The organism is Acidobacteriaceae bacterium (assembly GCA_035944135.1).
Classification (GTDB): Bacteria; Acidobacteriota; Terriglobia; order Terriglobales; family Acidobacteriaceae; genus Granulicella.
This window is the reverse complement of record DASZBM010000007.1, coordinates 1-24,377: the sequence shown is the minus strand read 5'-3', so window position 1 is coordinate 24,377 and position 24,377 is coordinate 1. Positions and strand designations below refer to the sequence as shown.

Annotated in this window: 25 protein-coding genes; 11 read left to right on the top strand and 14 right to left on the bottom strand. The window is 60.7% G+C overall.

The genetic code is table 11. From position 1 onward, the window contains the following. Nucleotides 1-15 precede the first annotated feature (15 nt). Entirely contained in the window at nucleotides 16-804 is a 789-nt protein-coding gene (locus VGU25_11930) for an iron-sulfur cluster loop (GenBank protein HEV2577908.1), read from the top strand. Here VGU25_11930 and VGU25_11925 read toward each other — a convergent pair. Further along, on the bottom strand, nucleotides 801-1,478 hold the full coding sequence (locus VGU25_11925; protein ID HEV2577907.1) for an HAD family phosphatase: 678 nt from the start codon (nucleotides 1,476-1,478) through the stop codon (nucleotides 801-803). The two genes, VGU25_11930 and VGU25_11925, sit on opposite strands and share 4 nt — an antisense overlap. Before the next feature lie 47 nt (nucleotides 1,479-1,525). Here VGU25_11925 and VGU25_11920 point away from each other — a divergent pair, with 47 nt between their 5' ends. Further along, nucleotides 1,526-2,470 carry a D-hexose-6-phosphate mutarotase gene (locus tag VGU25_11920; protein ID HEV2577906.1) on the top strand — a complete coding sequence of 315 codons (945 nt, stop codon included), beginning with the start codon at nucleotides 1,526-1,528 and terminating at the stop codon, nucleotides 2,468-2,470. Then, complete coding sequence (locus tag VGU25_11915) at nucleotides 2,471-3,040, top strand: Maf family protein (protein ID HEV2577905.1); 570 nt, start codon at nucleotides 2,471-2,473, stop codon at nucleotides 3,038-3,040. Here the strand turns inward: VGU25_11915 and VGU25_11910 are convergent. The 3 genes from VGU25_11910 to VGU25_11900 form a co-directional block, all read right to left on the bottom strand. Next, the gene (locus VGU25_11910; protein HEV2577904.1) at nucleotides 3,037-4,179 is read right to left on the bottom strand and encodes a M20 family metallopeptidase; all 1,143 of its coding nucleotides are present in this window, start codon (nucleotides 4,177-4,179) and stop codon (nucleotides 3,037-3,039) included. The genes VGU25_11915 and VGU25_11910 overlap by 4 nt on opposite strands. Before the next feature lie 134 nt (nucleotides 4,180-4,313). Further along, a complete protein-coding gene (locus tag VGU25_11905; protein HEV2577903.1) occupies nucleotides 4,314-4,874 on the bottom strand; it encodes a hypothetical protein in 561 nt (186 codons plus the stop codon). Between the two features lie 86 nt (nucleotides 4,875-4,960). After that, on the bottom strand, nucleotides 4,961-6,022 hold the full coding sequence (locus VGU25_11900; GenBank protein HEV2577902.1) for a VWA domain-containing protein: 1,062 nt from the start codon (nucleotides 6,020-6,022) through the stop codon (nucleotides 4,961-4,963). 142 nt (nucleotides 6,023-6,164) lie between these two features. On the opposite strand from VGU25_11900, the gene VGU25_11895 reads away from it, so the two are divergent. Then, nucleotides 6,165-8,708 (top strand): Smr/MutS family protein, encoded by a 2,544-nt coding sequence (locus tag VGU25_11895; GenBank protein ID HEV2577901.1) that lies wholly within the window; start codon nucleotides 6,165-6,167, stop codon nucleotides 8,706-8,708. A gap of 26 nt (nucleotides 8,709-8,734) precedes the next feature. Here the strand turns inward: VGU25_11895 and VGU25_11890 are convergent, their stop codons facing one another. Further along, nucleotides 8,735-10,588: a right-handed parallel beta-helix repeat-containing protein gene (locus tag VGU25_11890; protein ID HEV2577900.1), complete on the bottom strand. Its 1,854-nt coding sequence runs from the start codon at nucleotides 10,586-10,588 to the stop codon at nucleotides 8,735-8,737. Between the two features lie 41 nt (nucleotides 10,589-10,629). Further along, nucleotides 10,630-11,178, bottom strand: a complete 549-nt coding sequence (locus VGU25_11885) for a hypothetical protein (GenBank protein ID HEV2577899.1) — start codon at nucleotides 11,176-11,178, stop codon at nucleotides 10,630-10,632. Nucleotides 11,179-11,509: 331 nt separating this feature from the next. Between VGU25_11885 and VGU25_11880 the strand changes: the two genes are divergently transcribed. From VGU25_11880 to VGU25_11870, 3 genes are all read left to right on the top strand, one after another. Beyond that, a complete protein-coding gene (locus tag VGU25_11880; protein ID HEV2577898.1) occupies nucleotides 11,510-13,606 on the top strand; it encodes a radical SAM protein in 2,097 nt (698 codons plus the stop codon). Nucleotides 13,607-13,706: 100 nt separating this feature from the next. Continuing rightward, nucleotides 13,707-14,408, top strand: a complete 702-nt coding sequence (locus VGU25_11875; protein ID HEV2577897.1) for a YDG/SRA domain-containing protein — start codon at nucleotides 13,707-13,709, stop codon at nucleotides 14,406-14,408. A gap of 51 nt (nucleotides 14,409-14,459) precedes the next feature. Next, nucleotides 14,460-15,359, top strand: coding sequence for a VOC family protein (locus VGU25_11870; GenBank protein ID HEV2577896.1), 900 nt, complete (start codon nucleotides 14,460-14,462; stop codon nucleotides 15,357-15,359). Between the two features lie 3 nt (nucleotides 15,360-15,362). On the opposite strand, the gene VGU25_11865 is transcribed toward VGU25_11870, so the two are convergent. Then, the gene (locus tag VGU25_11865; protein HEV2577895.1) at nucleotides 15,363-17,417 is read right to left on the bottom strand and encodes a hypothetical protein; all 2,055 of its coding nucleotides are present in this window, start codon (nucleotides 17,415-17,417) and stop codon (nucleotides 15,363-15,365) included. A gap of 183 nt (nucleotides 17,418-17,600) precedes the next feature. Here VGU25_11865 and VGU25_11860 point away from each other — a divergent pair, with 183 nt between their 5' ends. Both VGU25_11860 and VGU25_11855 read left to right on the top strand, forming a co-directional pair. After that, the gene (locus tag VGU25_11860; protein HEV2577894.1) at nucleotides 17,601-17,816 is read left to right on the top strand and encodes a DUF2905 domain-containing protein; all 216 of its coding nucleotides are present in this window, start codon (nucleotides 17,601-17,603) and stop codon (nucleotides 17,814-17,816) included. A gap of 110 nt (nucleotides 17,817-17,926) precedes the next feature. Further along, nucleotides 17,927-18,490, top strand: a complete 564-nt coding sequence (locus VGU25_11855) for a PEP-CTERM sorting domain-containing protein (GenBank protein ID HEV2577893.1) — start codon at nucleotides 17,927-17,929, stop codon at nucleotides 18,488-18,490. Between the two features lie 113 nt (nucleotides 18,491-18,603). Here VGU25_11855 and VGU25_11850 read toward each other — a convergent pair whose 3' ends face one another. Next, entirely contained in the window at nucleotides 18,604-19,176 is a 573-nt protein-coding gene (locus VGU25_11850) for a DinB family protein (protein HEV2577892.1), read from the bottom strand. A gap of 32 nt (nucleotides 19,177-19,208) precedes the next feature. Next, nucleotides 19,209-19,661, bottom strand: a complete 453-nt coding sequence (locus VGU25_11845; GenBank protein ID HEV2577891.1) for a hypothetical protein — start codon at nucleotides 19,659-19,661, stop codon at nucleotides 19,209-19,211. Between the two features lie 110 nt (nucleotides 19,662-19,771). Between VGU25_11845 and VGU25_11840 the strand changes: the two genes are divergently transcribed. Continuing rightward, on the top strand, nucleotides 19,772-20,257 hold the full coding sequence (locus VGU25_11840) for a hypothetical protein (protein HEV2577890.1): 486 nt from the start codon (nucleotides 19,772-19,774) through the stop codon (nucleotides 20,255-20,257). A gap of 152 nt (nucleotides 20,258-20,409) precedes the next feature. On the opposite strand, the gene VGU25_11835 is transcribed toward VGU25_11840, so the two are convergent. Then, nucleotides 20,410-20,868, bottom strand: a complete 459-nt coding sequence (locus VGU25_11835; protein ID HEV2577889.1) for a hypothetical protein — start codon at nucleotides 20,866-20,868, stop codon at nucleotides 20,410-20,412. Between the two features lie 133 nt (nucleotides 20,869-21,001). Here VGU25_11835 and VGU25_11830 point away from each other — a divergent pair, with 133 nt between their 5' ends. Beyond that, the gene (locus VGU25_11830; protein HEV2577888.1) at nucleotides 21,002-21,667 is read left to right on the top strand and encodes a hypothetical protein; all 666 of its coding nucleotides are present in this window, start codon (nucleotides 21,002-21,004) and stop codon (nucleotides 21,665-21,667) included. 102 nt (nucleotides 21,668-21,769) lie between these two features. Here VGU25_11830 and VGU25_11825 read toward each other — a convergent pair whose 3' ends face one another. The 4 genes from VGU25_11825 to VGU25_11810 all read right to left on the bottom strand — a co-directional run. After that, nucleotides 21,770-22,483 (bottom strand): TIM barrel protein, encoded by a 714-nt coding sequence (locus VGU25_11825; protein ID HEV2577887.1) that lies wholly within the window; start codon nucleotides 22,481-22,483, stop codon nucleotides 21,770-21,772. Beyond that, nucleotides 22,483-23,436 carry a nucleotidyltransferase domain-containing protein gene (locus VGU25_11820; GenBank protein HEV2577886.1) on the bottom strand — a complete coding sequence of 318 codons (954 nt, stop codon included), beginning with the start codon at nucleotides 23,434-23,436 and terminating at the stop codon, nucleotides 22,483-22,485. Before VGU25_11820 ends, VGU25_11825 begins: the two co-directional genes overlap by 1 nt. Before the next feature lie 204 nt (nucleotides 23,437-23,640). Then, nucleotides 23,641-23,853 (bottom strand): DNA gyrase C-terminal beta-propeller domain-containing protein, encoded by a 213-nt coding sequence (locus VGU25_11815; protein ID HEV2577885.1) that lies wholly within the window; start codon nucleotides 23,851-23,853, stop codon nucleotides 23,641-23,643. A gap of 247 nt (nucleotides 23,854-24,100) precedes the next feature. Next, the coding region (locus tag VGU25_11810) for a DNA gyrase C-terminal beta-propeller domain-containing protein (GenBank protein ID HEV2577884.1) at nucleotides 24,101-24,377 on the bottom strand (277 nt) is incomplete at its 5' end.

Below are 24,377 nucleotides of genomic sequence, written 5' to 3'. Positions count from 1 at the left end.
GCGCCCCAGCCAATAGTGAGCGAGCCCGAACTCTTCCGCGACCCTGACAAGCCGGCCGAGGCCGAATCCTCTCGCCGCCCGCTCACGCCCGAGCAGGCGGACAAGCTGCCGCATATCCATCGGCTGCTGCTGAAGCATTACGGTGAGCCGCCGGCGCGCACGCCGTGGGACCCGCTGACGCAGTTCATCTATTCGCTGCTGAGCTCGCGCACAAAGACCGCGCAATCGCTGCAAGTGATGCGCGATCTCGAGCGCGCCTTTCCCGGCGCCGGTCCGGGCTCGTGGGAGCCAGTACGAGATGCGGCTGTCGCAGACATCGAGCGCGCGATCGCGATCGTTACGTTCCCAGAGCAGAAAGCGTTGCGGCTAAAAACCGCACTCGAGCAGATCACCGCGCGCACCGGAGCGCTCTCGCTCGACTTTCTGCATCGCTACCGCACCGACAAGATTCGCGCATGGCTCGAGCAGTTCGAAGGCGTTGGACCGCAGGTCTCGGCGGCCATCGTGAACTTCTCCACGCTACGGCGGCGTGCGCTGTCGATTGATGGCAATCACCTGCGTGTTGTCCAGCGGTTGTGCGTTGTGCCACGTGCAGACGCAGAGACGACCGAAGAACGCTTGATGCGGCTTGTGCCGGAGACCTGGGACGCGGCGATGCTGGACCAGCATCATGCGCTGGTAAAGTTGCACGCGCAGACGCTGTGTACCTTCGACAATCCGCGCTGCGCCGATTGCCCGCTGCTGCAGATCTGCCCGACCGGTCAGCGGAATGTGAGCGAGCTTCACTTGACGCCGCAGCCTTAGGCACGAAGCCCTTCGCGGATGATAGCGCTCTCGTCGATGCGATCCAGCAGCTCCGCCACGCTGGCGTAGACCTCCACACATCCGGCATCCATCAGCTCGTCGTGCGTCCATCCGCCAGTCTCGACGCCGATGGTGCGCAGGCCCGCTTTGCCCGCGGACTCCGCGTCGTAGGGCGTATCGCCCACCGCGATGCACTCCTTCGCCTTGAGGCCGAGACGCTTGAGCGTCGCGGAAAACACATCCGGGTGAGGCTTCGCGCGATCCACATCATCGGCAGAGGTAGCCTCGTCCACCAGGTCCTCGATGTGCGCGATGCGCTTGTAGTCTTCGAGGTCGTTCTTGTTGGCGGAGCTGGCGAGCGCGAACCGGATGCCACGCCGCTTCAGCTCTTCCGCGAACTCGCGCACCCTGGGCAGCGGTTGTACCTGCTGCATGTAGTCCTGCCTGAACAGCCATGCGCGAAACGACTTCAGCGGCTCCTCGACAGCCTCGCGCTTCCACCACGGAACGAATACGGGAATCAACTCGTCGCCACCTTTGCCGATCTGCCGGCGGACAGTCTCGCGCTCGAGCGTGATGCCCATCTCGGCAAACGCACGCTGCCAAGCCTCGGCGTGCAGCCAGTTGCTTTGCACCAGGGTTCCATCGATATCACACAGCACCGCCTTGACCATGCACACTCCCAGACTCGCTGATGACCTAAGATGCAATCAGGAGCCGCGTGCGGCCCGCGACATTCATGCAGACAATTGATCAGCTCACAGCAGCGTTCGCCATCCCAGGCGTGCTCGAATTCAGCGAAGAAAACGGACTGGTCCGTGCGAGCATCAACACGCCGGCGTGCAGCGGCGAGCTCTACCTGCAGGGGGCGCACGTTTCTGCCTGGCAGCCTGCAGGTCAACGGCCGGTGCTTTTTCTTTCGGAGAAATCGGACTTCGCGCCAGGCAAGGCGATCCGCGGCGGAATCCCGATCATCTTCCCATGGTTCGGTTCGCGCACCGCATCGCCCGCCTTAGAGGGACAGGCTCCGCGCACGGACGGTCCCAGTCACGGCTTCGCACGTACGCAGGCGTGGAAGCTCGACTTCGGCGCGTACGCGGCTGAGGAACTGCATCTCTCGCTTGCGCTCGGGCCGAGCGAGACCAGCCGCGCACTCGGCTTCGAGCATTTTCTGCTCGCATATCAGATCACGTTCGGGCGCGAGCTTCGCCTGCGGCTCTCCATCGCGAATGACGGCGAGAAGCCGATGCGCGTCGAGGAAGCGCTGCACACCTATCTGCACGTCGGTGACGTCGAGCAGGTGCGTGTCCATGGGCTCTTCGAGACGGAGTACATCGACAAGACCGACAACTTTGTGCGCAAGACGCAAACCGAACCGGTGCTCACGTTCACAGGCCCGACCGATCGCCCGTACTTCAACACGACATCTCCCGTTGTCGTTGACGATCCGGTGCTCCATCGACGGATTACGGTGGCGAAGGCGAACTCGGACACGACAGTCATTTGGAACCCGTGGGCGGATCACTGCCTCGCCGATATGTCAGATGAGGGCTGGCGTCAGATGCTCTGTGTCGAGTCGGCGAATGCGGCGGATAACTCTCTGCAGCTGCAGCCGCACGCTGCACATGTGCTGGAGACGACGATCTCGCTTGAGGCGCTGAGCTAGATGCCGCGACTCATTCTCGCCTCCGCTTCGCCGCGCCGTCGCGAGCTGCTTGCGCAGGCCGGCATCGAATTCGAAGTCCTTCCTGCGCACATCGATGAGTCACGTCGTGCGAACGAAAGTCCCACAGCTTATGTCCAGCGGCTGGCTATCGAGAAGGCGCAGGCCGTTTATTCGCTGCATCCTGACGCTGTCGTTATCGGCGCTGACACCACGGTCGAGATCGACGGGCATGCGCTCGAAAAGCCCATGGATCGCGCCGATGCGAAGCGCATGCTGCGCGCTCTCTCCGGGCGCACGCACCACGTGCATACTGGGATCGCGCTGCTCTCACCGAGCGGCAGCCGCACTCATCTCGAAACAACATCTGTAACGTTCAGCGAGATTGACGAAGCGGGCCTCGAGCACTATCTTGCAACCGCAGAACCCTACGACAAGGCCGGAGCATACGGCATCCAGGGCTACGCCGCGCGCTGGATTCCGCGCATCGAAGGCGATTATTTCAACGTTGTTGGATTGCCGCTCGCGGCAACGGTGCGGCTGTTACGCGAACTCGGTTACAACCCGGGCTAAAGCTCCGCCTGGATCATCCCGGCGAGCATCGCGGTGCGCTCAATGAGATGTCCCGCGACAACGAATTCGCCCGGCGAGTGCGCGCCGCCTCCCACCGCGCCCATGCCGTCGAGAGTCGGTACGCCGATCGCGGCCGTGAAGTTGCCGTCTGATCCGCCTCCCGTCGCAGCCTCCTGCAGATCGAGCCCGATTTCAGCAGCCAATGCCTGTGCTCGTTGAAATAACGCGACCGTTCCCGCGCTGCGCTCCATCGGTGGCCGGTTGATTCCGCCTTCGACGCGCAGCGTGCACGCGGCGTCACGCGTGCGCAGCCCGCGGAACATCTCTTCCACGCGCGCCGCATCCTCCATCGTGACAACACGCGCATCTACCTCAGCCCTGCACTGCGCGGCGACGACATTCGACCGCGTTCCACCCGCGATCACACCGACATTCACCGTGCGCCCCTTGCTCGCGTCGGTCCAGCCAGAGACCTGCTCGACAAGCCGCGCCATCTCCAGCACCGCCGAGTGGCCGCTCGCAAAATCGACACCCGCATGCGCCGCCACGCCCTGCACCGTCAGCTCAAAGTGGCCGACCCCTTTGCGCGCCGTCTTATAGGCGAGACCCTGCGCAGGCTCCAGCACAAATACCGCTGCCGACTCGCGCGCGAGTCGCTCGGTGTGCGGCCGCGAGACCTCGCTGCCAACCTCTTCATCCGGGTTCAGCAACAGCGTCACCGGCCGGTTCAGGGCATTCAGTTCGCGCAGCGCGGCAATCGCCTCCAGTGCGATCACCACGCCGGCCTTCATGTCGACCACGCCGGGCCCGCGCAGCCGCACGCCATCTTCAGCGTCTTCTTCGCGCCAAGGCATGGTTGCCAGTGTTCCCATCGAATACACCGTGTCCAGGTGACCCAGCAGCAGCACCGGCTTACCGCGCAGCTCGGTGCCGAATCGCAGCTCGACGACATCGCCAAAGCTCCCGCCATCATGACGCTTGACCTGCGCGCCCAGCTCACACGCCCAGCCCACAACGCAGTCCGCTGCGCGGTTCACGGCCTCGCGATCGTCGCTCGGAGACTCGATCTCTACGAGCTCTCGCAGCCTTGCCCGCAAACGTGACTCAGCGTCGCCAACTGCCTCCACAATTTTGCTCATTTGCATTGAAGGATTGTACGTGCGACTATTCGGCTCCGTATCGCAGGGTCAAACGTTCCGACACGCAACGGAGGCCTCAACGTACTGCTGTCCCGGCGCAGCGCAGTTCCGTCTCGTCAAGCCGTAGCGGATCCTTACCGCCCCGGAGGGGCCGGCACCATCACGGCATTCGGATCGACTTTCGGAATCCCAAGATGCCCGCTGAGATGCACCAGGTCCATCGGCCGCAGCAGCCCTGAAACCCGCACTACGTTCATCTCCTTGCGGCCGCGAACCAGCACGGTGACATGATCGATATCGCCGCCCGCAAAATGAAACCAGATGTCGGCAATCGGCTTCGTGGGCGAGGCCGACTCACGCGGACCCACGTTTGCATCGACGAGATGCTTCCACCCAGCCGCGTGATACGCCTGCTCCAGAGCGTGCATCTCCTCTGGAATGTAGAAGACAGGCTCAGGATATTGATAGTGCTCAAAGCTCACGCCGTTGAAACCGGCGGTTACACCGCTGCCAAGCATGGCGTCCAGCATCTCGCGGTCAAACGTAATGGTTGTCGCAGCAGCCCTTTGCGACGAGAGCTCGCCCATCGCCTGGGCCGCCGCCGGCGGATCGTAATAATCCTGGGCCTGAAGGGAACCTGCTCCGGTGAGCAGAGCAACACAACCAGCAGCCAGCACAAACAGACGCAGCTTCATCGTCGTCCTCACTGCTATTTCAGACGCGATTTGCGGGCGAAAGTTCTCCCAAATGATCTCGAATTACGGCGTAGCGGAGCCGCCGATTACTGCGGCGCGTTCGGGGCAAAGTACCCCTTTTTAGCGCGAACGTTATATCGTGCGTCCAGAGACTGCAGATAAATCGTCCGGAAGCTGCCATCCTGCTTAAAGTCAGCCGGCACATACACAAGCGAGTACTGGCTGCGCAGCGCCTCTTCGATATTGTGGAAGCCGGCTGCCACCTGCTCGACCGAATCCGGGAAGAACGCCTGTCCGCCCGTGGCGTCTGCAATTGCCTTCAGCACGTCGTCGCCCTTGTCCTTGCTGGGCCCGTAGTTCGTGCTGATCGTGTATACGATGGTCTCCGCGCGCTGGCACATCTTGATCGCGTCGGACTCATACGCGCGGCTGTAATCATCGTCGCCGTCCGAGACAAGCACAATCGCCTTGCGCACGGCGTTGTTCTGCTGCAGCGTCAGCATCTGGTCGCGGCAGGTCTTGTAAAGCGAATCGAACAGCGCCGTTCCGCCGCCGGGCCGCAGCTTGCGAATGCCCGTGTCCAGCAGGTCCACGCGGTTCGTAAAGTCCTGTGTCAGCTCGGTCTGCACATCGAATCCCTCGACAAACGCGCGGTCCTCAGGCCGTAGCACCTGCAGCAGAAAGTCGGTCGCTGCCTGCTGCTCGAAGATGAACCGTTGCCGGATTGACGTCGACGTATCCAGCATGATGCCGACCCGCAACGGAAGGTTCGTCTGCTGTTTAAAGGTCACGACGCGTGATGGCGGACGTCCGTCGTCCAGCAGGCCGAAGTCCTGCTGCTGCAAGCCTGTGACGAAGTGCCCTTTGTGGTCCGTAACCGTGAAAATAAGGTCGACCTCGCGCGAGAACAGCTGCAGGTTATAGGCTGGCGGCTCGTCGCGTGTAATCAGCCCGGGCTGCTGCGCCGCGTTCGGCTGCGCACTCTGAGCGGCCGGCTGAGAGACCTGATTCGTGGAGGACGAAGACGGCGCGGGAGCCGCAGCCTGGGCCTGTAAACGGCCAGTGGGTGCAAGGAGAAGGGTCAGTCCCGTGATCGCCAACGCGCGACCCAGCGGGACGAGCCGGGCGGGAATCGTCACACTCCACATCTTACCAATGAGACGGCTCGGGGCCGCCCTTAGAAAGCATTCAGAGCATCAGGCGGTTCCTCAACACGGGTATGCGACGCGCAAATTGGCTACAGCACCCGAGCCTGCCGCACCCGGAATCGGCTCTAATGGAGCTGTGACTGTGACATCCAGCCCAGATCAGAGCGAAGAGGCCCTGAACTTCCCTGGCCGCCTCAGCGAACGCGGAGGCGCGGCGCTCGAGTGGGAGCGGCTGCGCGAAGGTCTCGCCGCCGCTGCACGATCCGAGCTTGGCCGCGCTCGGGTCCTCACGCTCGAACCGTCCGCCGACCCGGCCTGGATCGGCCAGCAGCAGCAGCGCACCGCGGAGATGCGCCAGCTCGTCGCTGTGGGTGGAACCTTTAACTTCCGCGGCCTGCTCGACCCCGCACCGCTGCTCGACCAGGCACGCATCGAGGGCTCTGCGCTCGAACCCGCAGAGCTGCTCTCGATTCTCGCGCACGCCGAGCGCGTTGACGCCTGGCGCCTCCTCGTCCTTACACCGCCCGGCAACCTCAAGGGCCACTGGCCGGCCGTCGAATCGCTTTCCTCTCCGTTGCTCGAGCACGATCTCGGCAACCTCCTCCGCGCGCTCCGCGGCAAGATCGAGCCCGACGGATCGCTCGCCGACGACGCCTCGCCCGAGCTCGCGCGCATTCGCCGTTCGCTTGCCCGCCAGCACCGCATCATCGAAGAAAGCCTGCGCAAAGCTTTGGCCCAGCTCAGCGAAGGCGGCGGCACGCAGAGCGACCTCATCACGGTGCGCGGCGAACGCTTCGTCATCCCCGTCAAAGCCGAGTTCAAGCGCAAGCTCCGCGGCATCCTGCACGGCTCCAGCTCCAGCGGCCAGACCGTCTACCTCGAGCCCATGGAGACCGTCGAGCAGAACAACGAGCTCGCGCGCCTGCTTGATGATGAGCAAGCCGAGATCCACCGCATCCTCGTCGCGATGACCCGCGCCGTCGCACTGCACGCCACACCGCTCACGCTCGGCGCAGAGATTTTGTCGGAGCTCGACGCACACCAATCCATCGCTACGTTCGCGCAGCAGCTCGAGTGCGTCCGGCCCGTCTTCATCAACGCACCTGATGCGAATGCGCCGGAGCCCGAAGAACCGCAAAGAACCGAAACCGAACTCGAGGTCGTCGCCGCACGCCATCCTCTGCTCGATCTTCGTCTCCGCGCTCAAGCCGGCCGCATCGTCCCGATGACCGTCGCACTCCCGACCGGCCAGCGCCAGATGATCATCAGCGGTCCTAACACCGGCGGCAAATCCGTCGCGCTGAAAACCGTTGGCCTCGTCGCCGTAATGGCGCAGGCCGGCGTTCCCGTGCCCGCCACAAGCGCGCGCCTGCCCATCTTCACCGGCATCTTTACCGACATCGGCGATGCGCAGTCGATCGAGCAGAACCTCTCCACCTTCTCCGCGCACATCCGCAACATCGACCGCATCGTCGAACGCGCTGACGACCGCTCCCTCGTCCTCATCGACGAGCTCGGCTCCGCCACCGACCCCGACGAGGGCGCCGCGCTCGCCGTCGCAGTTGCACAGCACTTCCTCGAGCACCACGTGCTCAGCATCATCACCACGCACCTCACCGCGCTCAAGGTTTACGCCGCGCGGCATACCGGCGTGCTCAACGCGGCCGTTGGCTTCGACGAATCCACACTCACCCCGACCTACGAGCTGCGCCTCGGCGTACCCGGCGCGTCCGCCGGGATCAACATCGCCTCGCGCCTCGGGCTTGACCCAGCCATAGTCACCAACGCCCGCTCGCAGCTCACCACGCAGCAGGCGGACATCAGCCGCTTCCTCGACGAGCTGCATGCACAACTGAGCGCCGCAACCGCAGAGCGCGCCGACCTTGCTGCCACCGAGCGCAAGCTCAACGCTGAACGCCAGCGCCTTCAACAAGAGGGCCGCGCCGAGCAGCAGGCAACAACCAGAGAACTAGCCCGCAAGCTCGAAGCCCTCATTCGCGACTTCGAATCGCAGCTCCGCGACACCGTCAAAGACATTGACGATAAAAAGATCGCGCAGAAGATAGCCCGCGACTCCGCGCTGCGCATCGCGCGCCTGCGCCGTGAATTCTCTGAGCAGTTCCAGACCACCGTCGCGCAACACCAGATTCACGACTCCAGCTCCGGCGACTCTTCTTTGTCATCGCGCAGCGGAACGAAGGGATCTGCTTCACCTGGATTACCGAAGGTCGGCGACCTCGTCCGCCTCAAGTCACTCAACCGGGAAGGCCGCGTCGTCCGCGTGATCGACGCCAACTCGCTCGAAGTAAGCTTCGGCGCCATCAAGACCCGCGTCCCTCACACCGACATCGCCGAGATCACACCCGTCCACGAGCCACCCGCCGAGACCCTCCGCCGCCGCAGCGGCATCACCATCTCCACATCACACGACGACGAGCTGGTCAGCTCCGAGATCAACGTCATCGGCCGCACCGCCGACGAGGCAGAGGCCGAAGTCGAACGCTTCGTCGAGCGCGCCTTCCTCGCGGGCCTTCCGCGCATCCGCGTGGTTCACGGCGTCGGCATGGGCGTGCTGCGCCGCACGCTGCGTGATCTCCTGCGTAAGCATCCGCACGTCATCTCCGTCACCGAGCCGCCCTACAACGAAGGCGGCCAGGGTGCGACCATCGTCGAGCTTCGGCAGTAGCGCCGCCTCGCAACACAACTACCGCGTCACGAAACCTTGAACGTCTGCCTGCCACCCTCCGGCGCTTCGAACGGACCGGGAAACGGACTCTGCACGTTGCGCTGCTTGCCGGAAAAATCCTTGTCGATCCGAACCGGTCCACCATCGAAGTTCTCGAACGGCAGATTCGGGATCACCGCGACGCCGAGACTCTCTGTCGTGACGAACCTTCGTTCTTTCTCCTGCGCCCACACACTATCCAGCGTCATCTCGAGATAAAACCCATCACTCTTTTCCTCCAGCCGCACATCCGGATCAAACTCCGGTTGCAGCAGCGGAGCATCTTCCTGCGCACACGGCTTCGCATGCCCCACAAACACGTTGCCATCCAGATGCATCGGCAACCGCGTCTGGTTGAACTGCGTGAGATCACCGCCTTGCGCGAGCACGTTGTTCAGAAATCGAATGTCGCCGTTCGGATTGTCGTGATATCCAGCGACCTGCGTCGAGTGCGGCAGCATGAACGGCGTCATCCGCGCGTCATACTGATTCACCTGCGCGCCGCCGAGAAGCAGATTGTGCGCGAACGCCCCGCCCTGAGAATTCACATGCAGCGAGTTCTTCGAAAGAAAGAGGTTGTTGTCGACGATGAACGGCCCATGATCCACCTCAACGAAAAGGTCCACGGCCTGGTTGTCGTGGAACAGATTCCCCGTAACGCGCGTTCCCTGCGCCATCCAGTCCAGCCACATTCCGCGATACGTTCGGTAGATGTGATTGTGACTGAGCTCCACGTCAATGGCGGCGTGAAACTTGATGCCGGCGATCTCCGCGCCGCTGTAGCGCTGGCGCACATGAATGTCGTGAATCGTATTGCCGCTAACAATGCTGAACACCGGTCCAAGACTTCCCACAATCCCAGCCTGTTCGCAATGAGAGACCCTGTTGTTGCGCACAATGTGATGCCCGATATTCTCCTTTGACCATCCGTGTTGTTCCGCGCGCTCAATGGTCTTCACATAACCCTCCGCGGAATTCGCAGAGGTGTTGTCCCACTGATCGCCGTACTTTCCCAGCGCGATGCCGCAGCAGATCGAATAGCTGACATCGCAATCTTCGATGATCCAGCCCTTGCTCCAATGCGTGCCGATAACGCCCTTCTGCTCAGCCGTCGGCGGTGCCCACGGCGTGGCCGCACGACGCAGCATAAACCCGCGCACCGTGATGAAATCGATGCCCGTCTTTTCGGGATAGAAGACGGTCTGGCGAACGTTGATCTCCGTAAGCTGCTGGTTCGGGTCAACGCCTTCAAACTGCGCCCAGATTGTCGTCGTGTTTTCGTTCACTTGCCCAAACCACAGCGGCGTCTTGCTCTTCGTGTGCAGCACCTCGTCCACACTCGCGGCTTCCACAAACCAGTCGCCATTCAGATACACCGCGCCCGTGTGGTGTGTGCGGCCCACAGCGTCAAACCAGTCGCCGTGAATCACATCGCTGTAGGGATTGAATTCGCCGAAAAAGCTATTCGGGATCGTCACACTCCACACATCATCCTGGAGACGCTTCCATCCCTTGACGACCTCGGCGCCCGTGATCTCAACGCGCTCGCCTGGAGCAGCGCGATAAACAATCCGGTTCTCATCTGACGTTCCACCGCGCGCCGGCGACACGCGCTCGCGATAGACACCCTCGTGAACCGTAATCACATCGCCGGGAAACGCCCGCGCCGCCGCGGCGCCGATCGTTCTGAACGGCCGCGCAGTCGTCCCCTTGTTTTTATCGCTCCCCTGCGGAGAAACGTGATATTCGCGAGCGCGTGCCGTCCCCCACGCGTACGCGTTATTTCGAACAAAAACAGGAATCGCAGACAGTGCTCCGAGAAAGGTCCTTCGAGTGATCACCCGACCATTCTCTCAGAGCATCTACAGCAGGCTGCTCCGCATCATCGGCCGCTCGAGCGAACGTGGCCGCTGCGGGCCAGCGACGCACGTTCGAGAGACTTCGCATGTGTCGCCTCGTAGTACACGCCGCACGCGCTCACCACAATCCGGCCCGGCGCGACCATCAACACCGAATCGCCCGGAATCTCGGTGCTCGCCGGCAGCACTGCAGCATCCTCATGCTGCATATCCACTTCCACCAACTCCGCCGCCCGTACGCCCAGTTGAGCAAAGCTCGCCGGTTGCGGCGCGGCGTTCTCCTTGCTGAAGTCCTCCGCGCTCACCACGCGCGTATAGATGTCCTCGAGCGGCACCAAACCACCGCGCCACCGCATCGAGCTCTGCCCATAAGTCAGCGTTGTTCCCACCAGCGACTGCGCCTGCTCGCGCGTCCAGCAGCCGGAGTTCGTCGTCGGCAGAATGCGTGTAATCCGCCAGGTCCCGCGCAATGAAGCCGGAAGCTGCTCCGCGCGGGCGGTTGAAACAGTGCAACTGGATACTGCTGCAAACAGCGCCGCCATCCAAAAGCGCTGGCCAAAACGTGCAAACAACACTGGAAATCTCCTCAGTCTGGGTCCCTGCGACCCCGAGCCCCGTTTACTGAATCTGATGCGAGGCAAAGCCCGCCTGCTGCCAAACCCCGGGAGGTTGCTCGTCACAGTCGTCACGTTACCATTCGCTGCACGATATCGCCGTTCGCTGCGAATCGGACGACTTTCAGCAGCGAGATGCGTAGCTTTTAATGTGCTGAGGACTCCTGCGGGTACCCTCGGATGTACTTCTGGGACAGGTACTTAGCATCGTAATCTGAACCAGATTTGAGTTTAGTGGATAACGCGTGATGCGAACTCTGCAACAACTCTTTTAGGAGAGACGAACGAAATGGGAAAAGCGGTTAAGCTCCTCGAAAAAGGTGTAGTGCTCGGAGCACGCGCGAGCTGGGTAGTCTTTGACAAGCTGAATTCGATCAGCCCCAACAAGAGCTTCACCCCCAAGTGGTCCGATAAGCCGCTTCTCAAGAGCTACCAGAAGGAGAAGCCGCCACTGGGCTGGCCCCGCACTACTGACTCTCTCTGCCCCAAGTGCGTCCCTGAGATCCGTCAGCAGATCATCGATGGCAAGCTGCCGCACGAGATCCTCCTCAACGAGAAGGTCGGCGAGATCAAGGCTCAGATCATCGAGCGCGACGGCAAGATCCTGATGGTCAAGGACTGTCCCATCCACGGCCACTTCGAAGACGTTATGTCCATCGACCCGCCGATGATGCGCCACCTCGAAGAGGTCTTTCCCGGTCGCGACATCCGCGCCCACAACGACGAGAAGCTGCACAACCACGGAACCTCCACAGTCACGCACGGCCGCGGTTCGGTCCTCACGATCGATCTCACCAACCGCTGCAATATGATGTGCGATCCCTGCTTCATGGACGCCAACCAGGTCGGCTTCGTTCACGAGCTCACTTGGGACGAGATCAAGACCATGCTCGACAACGCGGTGCAGATCAAGCCGCGTCGTCAGATGTCGGTCCAGTTCTCCGGCGGCGAGCCCACGCTCTCGCCCTACTTCCTCGACGCCGTCGCCTACGCCCGCAAGGTTGGTTACAACTCCGTGCAGGCCGCGACCAACGGCATCGAGTTCGCCAAGTCCAAGGAGTTCGCCAAGGCCGCCGCTGAGGCCGGTCTCCGCTACGCCTACCTGCAGTTCGACGGCATCGGTAACGCCGCCAACTCGCACCGCAAGGTCGGCAACGCGTTCGACGTGAAGCTCCAGGCCATCCACAACCTGCACGAGGCCGGCGTGGACATCGTCCCCGTCACGACCATCGTCAACGGCATCAACAACGAGCAGGTCGGCCGCATCATCCAGTTCGCGCTCGACAATCCGAAGAAGATCAACTTCCTCTCCTTCCAGCCGGTTTCTTTCACCGGCCGCGACGAAGCGGTCTCCGACGAGCGCCGCGCTGCACAGCGCTACACCCTCTCGCACCTCGCGCACGACATCCGCGACCAAACCGGTCTCGGCGAATCCACACGCGACTGGTTCCCCATCAGCTTCATGTCCACCTTCTCCGACTGGGCTGATCTCGTGCACGGGCCGGAGCACGACTGGGGCCAGCTCTCCTGCGGTTGCCACCCGAACTGTGGCATCGGCATGGCGCTGATGATCGACAAGGAAACGAAGGAAGCCGTTCCGGTCACCGCGTTCCTCAACGCCGATCGCCTCGCCAAGGACATCGCCAAGGTGAACGACGCCTCGCGCGGCAAGATCCTCACCGTCATCGGCGCGGCGCTTGCGCTCATCCGCAACTACGAGCCCAAGAACGCTCCCACGCACTTCAGCATCTTCTCGCTGCTTGAGAAGTTCGATAAGTGCTTCGGCGCCACCGGCCGCAACTACGGCAAGGTCACCGCGGACCGCACCCTCGAGGACATCGAGAAGCGCCGCAAGGACCGCTGGAACTTCCTCTTCATCGCCGGCATGTGGTTCCAGGACCTCTTCAACTACGACTTCCGCCGCACCGAGCAGTGCATCATCCCGTACGCCACGCAGGAAGGCGAGATCAGCTTCTGCGCGTACAACACGGGCATCGGCTGGCGCAACATCATCGAGAAGATGCACATGACCTCCACGCTCACCAAGTGGTATGAGGAGCACGGACGTCACGAAATCTTCGCCGGTGGCAAGAAGGTCGGCCTCGAGAAGCAGGACAAGTACGACCTGGTTCTCAACGAGGAGCACGTCAACTCCGCCGCCAACGACACGTTCGAGAAGTCCGGCATCGCCAAGAACGCGCGCGAGGAAAAGATCCGCGCCCGCGACGCGAAGATCAAGCAGGACGCCGAGAACGCGAAGATGGCCAAGCTCTACCGCAAGGAGATCCTCAAGGAGCCCGAGATCGCCGGCTTCGTCTCGCTCGGCGAGATCAAGCCCGTCACGACACCCGCAGCGAAGGAAGAAGACCTCGTCGCCGGCGACTAGCATTGCATGCAGCCGACGCGCTGCGCGCAAAGACAAGAACAAAGGCCGCCTTCGGGGCGGCCTTTGTGTTTCTGCGCCAAACGCGGCAGAATGATCGCACATGAAGCGTGATGACATCATCAGCCACCATGACATGTGCGGTCGGGAATCCATGTCGTTGCAACGGGGAATGAATTTCCGTACCGCTGGCGGCCACGCGGTAGTCCTATCCTCCTTACGTCCAGGTGCGCCTTACGACGATCGCTTAGAGGAAAACGGAAGTGTACTTATCTATGAAGGGCACGACGAATCCCGTTCTAAGAAGTGTCCGAACCCCAAAGCTGTAGATCAGCCGTTGGAGACACAATGGGGGCGCCTGACTCAAAATGGCCTGTTTCACGAAGCAGCACAAGAATTCAAGAGCGGTAATCGCGATGCGCTGCGTGTCCGTGTCTACGAGAAGATAAAAGCTGGTATTTGGGTTTACAACGGCGTCTTCGCACTTGAAGACAGTTGGATGGAAACGATTGGCGGGCGACGGGTTTTCAAGTTCAAGCTCAGATTGCTTGAAGATTTAGAGGAACAAGAACTAGAGCTAGATGCTTTGAGAGCGGCCGAAGAGCATGCTCGCCTTATTCCATCAGCAGTGAAGCTTGCCGTTTGGAAGAGAGATCTTGGTCAGTGTGTTCGCTGCGGTTCGAAAGAAAATCTGCACTTCGACCACATCCTTCCTTATTCAAAGGGCGGCACATCAACGAGTGAGAAAAATATTCAACTGCTCTGTATGAAACATAACTTGCAGAAGCACGCTCATATTCAATGATCCCGATTCCATCCTTTGACCCTGCGAATGGAACCAGTTACAGTTTCGCGCATGAGATTCGCCGCTCTTCTCGCCGCCGCAATTCTGTCCGCCACCATTGCCTCGGCCCAACAGCGCCCCGCCATCACCGGCATCGCCTTCATGCGCGTCTACACCGACGACGCCCGCGCCGCCCAGCACTTCTACGGCATCACCATGGGTTACGACGAGAAGCACAACGACAACGAGATGGTCTTTCCCATCAACAAACATCAGTGGATCGAAGTCGTACCAACCCAGCTCCGCGACGGCCAATCCTACATGGCCGCCGTCGGCTTCACGGTAAGCAACCTCGACGAGATGAGGCGCTACCTCGAATCCCAGGGCCTCCACCCCGAGTCCCCCGACCCTGGTCTGATTGAGGTCCACGATCCCGAGGGCAACCTCGTCTGCTTCGTCCAGAAAGACTCCAAACTGAAAGAAGCTGATCTCGCGCGCGACACTCCGCTCTCCAACCGCGCCCCCAGCCACCACATCATCCACGTCGGCTTCATCGTCCACGACCGCGCCAAGGAAGACGCCTTCTGGAAGCAAATCCTCGGCTTCCGCCCCTACTGGTACGGCACCATGCATCCGCCCAACGTCGACTGGATCAGCATGCAAGTCCCCGACGGCACCGACTGGATCGAGTACATGATGATGCCCAACCAGCAGCCCAACAAACACGACTTCGGCATGAGCGATCATTTCTCGCTCGGCGTCGAGCACATGCAAACTGTTCTGCACGACCTTCAGGCCAACGGCTGTGAAGAGAAGCAGTGCACCGCAATCCAGGCCGGCAAGGACGGCAAGATTCAGCTCAACCTCTTCGACCCCGACCAGACACGCGTCGAGTACATGGAGTTCGCGCCCGTCATGAAGCCCTGCTGCTCGGCCTTCACCGGCCCCCACCCGAATCCGTCTGAACAGTAGCGCCTACTGCATCGGCGACGCATTCTGAGGGCTCAGCGTCATCGAGTTCGCTCCCGCCTTCAATTGCACCGGATGATCCCACATCAGCGCCTGGTTGTTGTACCGGGCCGAGATCATCAGGTAATACGTTCCCGGCGGCACCGCAGGAAACGTCCCGCCTCCATTCGCATCCGCACGCACGGAAGACGCCGCACTCGCCTTGATCGCGTCGATGATCTTCTGACAGTCAGGACTGCGCGTTCCACACGCCACACCAAACACCTTGTATGCGCTCGATCCCGCCGGAATCGCCACGCCAGCCTTCGCCACAAGAGTGGGGATACTGTCGCGCAGCAGCGTGTACGGGTGCGATGCCAGCGGGTTCGGCGCGCCAGCCTGCGCCGGAAATCCTGACACGATCGACAGCGTCGCATTTCCCGGTACATTCTTCGGCGTCGACATCGTCGCCGGATCCGCCGCAGCCGTCCGCACCATCGACGCCGCACTCCCTCCGCCCGTCGGTATCGTCTTGCTTGGCGTCATCACCGCAAGATTGCAGCTTCGCTCCATCGGACCAAAGGTAAAGTCGCCATTGTCGTTCTGCCCTGCCACGAATCGCCCGTGCACCTGGTACGCCTCTGTGCTTCCCGCATCAAGCGATCCATCTGGCTTCAACACCAGCTTCAGCGGATGATCCGGCGCGTTGATGTTGATCACAGCGTTCGATCCCTCCGCGGTCACGCTGTATGGATACGCGCGCGCCGCATCCGGTCCGCATCCAAGAACCGCAGACTCCGGGAAGAACTGCACACTGAAGCCCGTATTCGCCGCATAGATGCCATGCATTCGAATGCCCGGCGGAGTTGGCGGTCCCTTGTCTCCACCAAACATCGTCTTCAAAAGATTCGTCTGCATCGTCTCGATCCCAACCGTCGCGCCCTTGGTCGAGAGATTCAACGCCGGGCACGTGACGCGGCGCGGCGAAAACGTTGTGTAGGTCGGCTGGGAGGTTCCTGCAACGTATGTGTTCGTCGTAGTGGTGTGCGTAGCGTCGTATTGCCCATTGCCCGCGTATGACAACGTGTCACCGGAGTATGCGCCCACCTGGCTGCCGTCAATGCGCTGCGTCGTCGTCGTCGTGTGAGACTCCGTATGGCCCGGTGTCGACCCGCCGCCGCCCGTTCCACTCGGCACCACTCCATCGATCGTCACCGGTCCCGGGGCCGTCAGCGTGTTGTCACGATGCAGCGTTAGCACCAGCGGCTTCGGTGTCGTATCAAGCACGATGAGCGCGTTGCCATCGCGGAAGTTGATCTTGTAGTGATGCCCGTCCGGCGCGAGGTACGCGCAGTTCACCAGCACACCATCCGTGACAAAGTCGACGCGCCAGTTGCCCGCGCCGACAAACACGCCATCCATCTCCGCGCCGGAATCCGGCCCGGCTTTGGCAACTTCATCGTCTCCGCCGAGCAAACCGCTTGTCACCTGTCCAATCATCGACGTGAAATGTCCCAGCAGCGCATTGCCCGTGCATGATGCCGGCAGCCGCCCGGAGGTGATGCAGCGGTTCATCGCCCGTGTCTCGGGATCGCTCGACGGCGGCGGCGGCCCGCCGGTGATAGCGGCGTCCTGCCGCGCCTGCTGTTGCTGGATGGCGGCCATCTGCTGCTCGGACTTCGCTACATTCGCGTTGTAGGCTGCCTGCTGCTTGTCCTGGAACGCCTTCGCTGCGGCGAGTTGTTGCGCACTCGGTTGCTTGCACGTCGGCAGCAGCTTCTTCAGGTCGCCGCGCGTTTCGTACGTGTACTTCATCAACCCGTTCGGCAGAACCGTATCGGGATGACCGACCATGCACTTCGACGTATCGGACGTATCGCGGATATTGCAGTTCTCAACGAACATGCGTTCGCCGTTGCAGACGTAGGTCGCGCCGATGTGAATATCCTGCGCAGCCGCCACGATCGTGCCCGACAGCACCAGCGCAGCAACGACCGACTTCAGGACGAGACTCGCAACGCGAGGAACGGCCTCTGCTTTTCTTTGCAGCTGCCCTGACGAGGAGTGAAGACGCAGGCTCATACGAACCTCGATTCTGAGCTTTCGCCTCTAAAAGGGAGCCCACGTTCGAAGATGTAGAGGCAGGGCCGGCTCCGGCCGACATTCCAGGAGGAGGACCCTTATCCTAGCGCCGATTGCATATGGCAGCAAAGCCCTTTACTTCCTGACGGGCACTCCGGAGTCTAATGAATGGCAGGAGAGCGCATGGGTAAGCTGCTCATCGGGATCGGGGTCGCACTCGTCGTGGCAGGAGTGGTCGTGCTGCTGCTGGAGCGTGTCGGGCTTGGACCTGGTCGCATGCCCGGCGACGTTGTGTATCGCGGACGCAATGTTCAGGTGTGGTTTCCCTTGGGCACATGCATCGTGCTGAGCATTCTGCTCTCGGCAGCGCTGTACCTGATATCTAAATTGCACCGCTAAACGGTGTAGATACCCAATTTGCCGCGGGCAGCATCTTTCTTCAACAGAGTGTTTTCAAGAACTGGTTCTGGGGGACCTGTATGAAGAGATGTTTGCTGTCTCTCTGCGGAATGTCAGTTGCTGCCCTGCTTCTTTGCCCGGCAGCCTTCGCTGACACATTCAACTTCACTTACTCTGGCATGGGAACCATTGGGTCCACACCGACCAACTTCACGGGATCCGGCACGTTCACGGCTACATCCACTGGAACAACAGGGGAATATCTCATCAACTCCGTCTCAGGTACGGCGAATGGTGTTGCCATTGCCGGCCTGTTGGCGCCGGGGATCTATCCGTCGGCATCGTCCGGGAATCCGCCCAATGACAACTTCATCTTCTTCCCGCTCGCAAGCGGAGGGGCGCTGGATCTTAATGGCTTCTCTTTCGACACGGCGGATGGGACAGACTACAACATCTACTACTTTGACCCGGGATATGGGCTGGTGACGGATCCGAACTTCGATGGCACTGACTCCCTGACCTTTACGCTGACGGACGATACGACTGGGACCACCGTCGTCGGGGCGCCGGGTGGGTCGACGGCCGCTGCGACACCGGAGCCAGGATCGCTGGCGCTACTGGCAACAGGAGTGTTTGGGATCGCTGGAGTGGTTCGTCGCCGCTTTACGTTTTAGTTGTTTTTCCTTCAGAGGCCGCCTGATTCTCGGGCGGCCATTTTTGTGCATCCACAGGAATTACCGACAAATTGTTGCACTCAGCCGAGGTAACGGGTGAGGCTTTCTCCTGTCTACTTGACGCCCTTGTCGGGGTTCCATGAACCCTGGAGCTTGCGGACGTAGACGATTTCCCCGATGTGGTAGGCGTTGTGCGTGCCTATGTGGGCGATGCCGGAGGCGTGCTGGGCGAGGTCAGCGTCGCTGGCGGACTGGACCCACTGCTCAAGGTCGGCCATGTTGTGGTCGAAGCGCGCGATAAGGATGGACCACTCGGTCGAAGTGATCTGGTTCACGTCGTAGCCAACGAAGGTGTCTTCGTTGTTGCCGGAGTAGGTAGCGGGCGTCTGGCCTCTAAGTTTGGCGAGAGACTGCTCGTTCCAGAAGATGAGGTGGGCGACGAGCTGGGCCACGGAATGCATCTGGCCGGGCCCACCTGCCTTCGGGACCCAGCGGGCCTGCTCGGGCGTGAGGCCGGCGACAGCAGTATCGAAGGACACGAACCACTCGGATTTGTCGTGGGTGGAGTGGAGCTGCTCAAGCAGCACGGCGCGCAGATCCATGGGTTTGGGCTGCGGCGACTGCGCGCTGGCGAAACTGACCGGCAGGGCGACGAGGAGAGCTACAGACAGCAGGGATTTGCGCATGCCCTGGATTGTAAGCGCGAAGGGATGCTCGGCTAGAGTTTGGGAAGGATTTCGTTGGCGATGGCCTTCTCGGCGGCCTCGTTGTCCTGGCGGCTGGCGTTGGGGACGTTCACCTGGAGCAGCAGGAGGTGGTGCTTGCCGAGCGCGTACAGGTAGGCCGCGGAGCCGGCGGCGGAGGAGACGAAGAAGGCGTCCTCGCCCACACCGGTGACGGAGGCGAGGCGGCCGGTGTTGGACATCTGGGCGCGGGTGACGTTGAAGGTGTCTCGCGATTTGAGGCTGACGTAGACCCGGTCCTCGCCCTTGGCGTCCTTCCAGGTGCAGTCGGGGGAGTCTTTGGAGCCGCCGGGGGTGCCCGGGTTTACAGGCTCGCCGACGACGGCCTTGACCTGGTCAGGGGAGAGGAAGCTGCAGGGGGCTTGTGCGCGCGCGGCGACGGGGATGAGGGTGGCGGCAGCGGCGAGGGCGAGGCAGGTGCGGATCATGTTGTGCTCCGCGAGGTTAGATGCGGGTTCAGGTCTTACCCCGGAAGTGGTGTTGTATCGGCGAGCTGTCGGGCGTAATCTTGCGCCGATTTCGCATATGCGAGGTGCACATGAAAGCTACAGGCCTTCTTGCGGTGCTCCTTATGTTGAGTTCCACATCGCTCGCCCAAACGCCTCCGATTCAGGAGGCTTCGACTCAACCGACGGCGTCTACGCCTTCCACTGAAGCTGTTCCGACCGCTGCTCTACTTGCTCCGGGGGCAAAGGTCTTCCTTGAGCCGATGGATGGATTCGACAAGCTTCTGTCGGACTCGATCGTTCAGAAGAAGGTGCCGGTTGTGGTCGTGAAGGATCGCGCCGACGCGGATTTCGTGATGTCTGGCTCAGCGCACGTGAAGAAACGGGGGTTCATTACCGGGATGGTCCTGAGTACGCGCGGGGGTACGAACGTTTCGATGAAGGATGCGCGTACGGGCACCGAGGTGTTCGCCTGCAACTTCCACCGGGTGGATTCCAATGAGAGACCGGGTGATATCTATCTGGGCTGGGCCGATCAGTGCGCGGGACATTTGAAGAAGGCGGTGGAGAAGAAGTAGGTACCCCCCCTCCCCCCGGTTTCTGTGCAAAGTCTTCAGGAGATTGGACTTAGGCTTGGACTTCTTGGGCAAACTCTTGAATTCAGGGGAGTTACAGGTAAAGTCTTGGATTCAGGGGAGTTAACGGGTGGGGGGGTTACTTTTCCGGATGGTTAGAGTTTGGGGAGGATCTGGGTGGCGAGGGACTTTTCGGCGGCCTGATTGGTCTGCTGGGTGCCGTCGGGGAGGGTGACGGTGAGGAGCAGCAGATGGTTTTTGGTGAGGACGTAGAGGGCTGAGGAAGAGTCGTCGGGGGAGACGAAGAAGGCGTCGTCGCCGAGGCCGGTGACGGGGGTGGGGTGGACGCCGGACTTCTCGAGGTTGGTGCGGGTGGTGCGGAAGTCGGCGGCGGGGCGGAGGGCGATGTAGACGCGGTCCTCGCCGTGGGCGTCGCCCCAGGTGCATTCGTTGGAGCCTTTGGCAACACCCGGTTGGCCGGGCTCGACCGGCGAATTGATAACGGCTTTGATCTGGTCGGGCGTGAGGAGGCTACAGGGGTCCTGCGGAGTTTGCGCGTGAGCGGCGGGGATGAGGACGGCTGCAGCGGCGAGCAGGAGAGTCGTGCGGATCATGGTGAGGCTCCCGCTGAGGTTAGACGTGGGATGGGGCCCGGCGAATGGGCGCCCGGCGGGGAAGAATTGTGTTGTGTCCGACACCGAGACGGCGTAGTCTTCCGCAGATTTCAAGAACAAAGTTGAGGTGTAGATGAAAGCTTTCGCAAGCCTTCTGCCGGTTCTCCTTGTGTCGAGTTCTGCCGTTGTCGCGCAGAAGCCACAAGCGCCTTTGACGATCCAAGGCGGGACAGAAACGAATGCGGCTACTCCCGCAGCCGCGGCTCCAATGCCCCCACAGCCAACTTCTCCTGGCCCTCAGGCGGCGACCGTCGCGGCTATACCCGTAGTGGCTGCGGTGGCTTTGAATGGACCCGATGCGAATGGGCGTTACATGCTCCGTGACGGGGATGACGTGCCGCTTCAGTTTGCCCAGGACATCAGTTCGAAGACGGCTGCCGAGGGTGATCCGGTGATGTTCACGCTTTCTGACGACCTGAAGGTGAACGGCGTCGTTGTAGCAAAGGAAGGAAGCAAGGCCGTCGGCGAAGTTGCGCATGCGGAGCACTCGGGCATGATGGGCAAGCCCGGGCAGCTGGATATTCGTCTGAACTATTTGAAGGTGGGAGACACGAAGGTTCACCTGCGTGGGACGAAGGGAAAAGAGGGACAGTCGGGGACGACGAGTACGGTGGTTCTCACCGTGCTCTTCGGGCCGATTGGGCTCATCAAGCATGGAAAGAATATCGACATTAAGCAGGGGACGTCTCTGCACGCCTATGTCAGCGACGACACAGCCTTGCCGCCGGTGGCGAACTGAAGGATCGTGGGTTCTTCCGGCAGTTAGGGGCTGTTCAAGGAAGGCAGTTCAGTCGTTTCGCTTCGCTTCACTCCGGCCTTCGGCAGAGCGGGCAACCAGCGGCTATGCCACCGCAGCGACAAGATCGGCTGATTCGAATAACTCTTTTACTGTCCTCAGTTCCTCCGCAATCTCGTTCGGCTTTGCTCGGCTTTCCAAAATTAAAGGAGCTTGCGGCGGTAGCAACGGTACGACCTCTTGAAAGGCCAACTTGGCCGCGTACGAGACTCGTTCATGTTGGCTAGCACTGTTCACCTCGCTGACATGCACTTGAACTATTCTCGATCCGAATGTTTTCAACATGAAATACGCCTCTGTCATTGAAGCGTCGCATTGTCTTGCATGACCGATATCGAAACAGAATCTTGCATCAGGAAGTAGATCGAAGATTTTCGCAAGCTCAGCGACAGTGCGGCCAATCGGTTTCCGTCGGTCCATGTTTTCTATAGCGAGGCGCTTTCCGAAGCGTCTCCAAATAGAGAAGTCATAGATTGCATCGGGATGCAGAACTATCGGCCAAGAGTCCGGCACACGTGAGTAGAGGTACTGAGCCAGCAGATCTTCTTCGCTTTCTACGAACGCGCTCGGAGCGTGAAACGAAACGTAACTGTACCGCCTCAGATCCAGGCGAGGCAGTGCGGATATCAGAACCTCTACCTCTCGAGCCCTGAGGGCGGAGAGTTCGACCGAATCTACTTCGAAATCACGCAGGATCTCGAGAGCCGCATCGAAATTGCCTAATGCTAATGCTCCCGAAGAAAAACCTATGTGTTTCATCAGAACACCCCATATTCGATCGTTAGTTTCCCAAGCACATTGTCCGGTTTGAGAAATATATCTCTTATACCGTTTTGAAAGCTATGGCTGATATCTCGCCCGTATCGGAAGACTTCATCATTGTCGAGCTCTTTAGGTTTTAGCCTTTCGAGGCGCTGACGTTTCGTCTCGCAGGCGAGTAGTCCAATGAACTCCTCGTAAGCACCAAAAATAGTCTTGGCTGACATCTGGTGTTCCGGGTACCGCAAGAGTACTCTTGCCAGTAAGTCCAACGGCGGGATCGCGACACATTCGCGAATCTTTTCGATTACTGGTGCTACGACCTCCTTGTCGTGACCGTAGATTTCGTTCCTTTGCTCCTCTGAAAAGGCTAGATGGCACTCGAAGCAGGTCATCAAGCCGACTAGAAAAATCAGCTTTCGTGAGAAGCGAAGTTTGATGTTCCGTAGAGCAAATCCTTTGTTATTTCTCGCTCGTTGCTTGTAAGCAAAATCTACCGCCATCATGCGCCAGTAGCGAGCGATATCGTTCAGGAAGAATCGAGGTACCTTGTAGTCTTTGGACCCATGCCATAGTCCGTAGTCTTCGCTCAGATATCTCTTGAATAGGTTATTTACGACTCTGTTATAAGCGTCATCTCTACAAATCGGTGTCGATTCTAAGAGGAGGAGGATGCGGCGCGTTGTGTTCGCGTTGGTGTCATCTTGGCCGCCGATGTAATTGATCAGATCGTGGCTAGAGACGAGAGTGGCGAATGTTTGCTCTTGTCCTGGGGCTTTAAACTCGAGCCCCTCCAGCGCTGCCCTTATGTCGTGAGCAGTCTCTAGGTCTTCGGGGGACGAAGATCCGTCGAGAAGCAGACTCCAGTCAAGGTCGCTGTCTGGGGTCAATTCCCTTCGTGCCAGCGACCCGAATACAACCACGCTCTGATCTGAACTCTCGAAAGGTTTGATTACAGACTCGAGCTCTTCCAGTCTCTTGAGGGAGTTGGCCCTAGCGGCACGGATGTTGGGCCAGTCACAACCCAGTTTCGCTTCGAGGGTTTCGACTTCTGTCGCTGGTGCTTTGATATCGCCCCCTTGGAACCTTTCATTCTAAGGGCCCCAGGCAGCCTAATTTCCACATTTGGTTCTTGGCACGGCTCGAGCGGAGTTCGGCTACTGCACAAGCGTGCCGTTTTCGCTGTTGGTTTTGGGGTCCTCGGGTGGGATGACGGTGGCGGTGGCGACCTCGTCGTCGGCTTCGAGGTTGAGGAGGCGGACGCCGGAGGTGGAGAGGTCGGCGGCGCGGACGCTCCTGGTGTCGATGCGGATGATTTTGCCGAACTGGCTGATGACCATCATCTCGGTGGTGTCGTCGACGAGCGGCATAGTGGTCCAGGCGAAATACGGAGGTCCTTCGCCTACGGCTCAGGATGACGGCGCGGTAAAGATGTTGTGGGGAGCGAGAAGGCTCGGGCTGAAGCCCGAGCCTTTGGTGTTTATGGGGTGTCTTATGGCACGGCTGAAGCCGTGCCCCTTCAGGTTTGGTTGTGATCCGAAGTGCGAGACGCAGATTCCCTTCGGGAATGACAACAAAAAGAGCGCAGCCCTGAGGCTGCGCTCTTTGAAGCGGCGGTTACTGCACGAGCGTGCCGTTTTCGCCGTTGGTTTTGGGGTCCTCGGGTGGGATGACGGTGGCGCTGGCGACTTTGTCGTCGGCTTCGAGATTCAAGAGGCGGACGCCGGAGGTGGAGCGGCCGGCGGCGCGGACGCTCTTGGTGTCGATGCGGATGATTTTGCCGAACTGGCTGATGACCATCATCTCGGTGGTGTCGTCGACGAGCTGGATGCTGACGACTTTGCCGACCTTGGAGTTGGCCTTCATGTTGATGACGCCCTTGCCGCCGCGCGAC